At 30.1% G+C, this 438-nt stretch carries 1 protein-coding gene; it reads right to left on the minus strand.

What is annotated here, in order from left to right:
- Nucleotides 1-36: 36 nt before the first annotated feature.
- Nucleotides 37-438, minus strand: a 402-nt coding sequence (locus tag KJR01_RS09815) for a TOBE domain-containing protein (protein WP_214119057.1), incomplete at its 5' end; no start/stop codon positions are given.

Consider the following 438-nt stretch of genomic DNA (forward strand, 5'->3'; position numbering starts at 1 on the left):
GTATTAAAGTATCATCTAAATCAAATAAAACAAGCTTCATTTTAACTCTTTTGCTAAAGAAAGATTGAATTTTAAAGCGATTTTATCACCTGCTTCATAAGTACTATGAGTGCTAAAATTTAAAGTATCTACCTTAAATTCAATTTCTTGCACTCTAACCCTATAGCGTATGATATTGCCTAGTAATGATTTTTCTTTGATCTTAGCCTCTAAGCCTTCGTTAGAAATTTCTATGGTTTCAGGACGCAAAGCTATATCTTTTTTAAAATCGTGTTTTAAACCCAAGTTATCAAGCTCTTTAGGGCTTAAAATATTGTAATTTCCTATAAAGCTAGCCACAAAATGAGAGTCTGGTAAAAGATAAAGATTGTTTGCGTTGGAATTTTGTATGATTTTACCCTCATTCATTAAAATAATCCTATCGGATAACTCTAAAGC

The sequence above is a fragment of the Campylobacter sp. 2018MI10 genome (assembly GCF_018501175.1).
Lineage (GTDB): Bacteria > Campylobacterota > Campylobacteria > Campylobacterales > Campylobacteraceae > Campylobacter_E.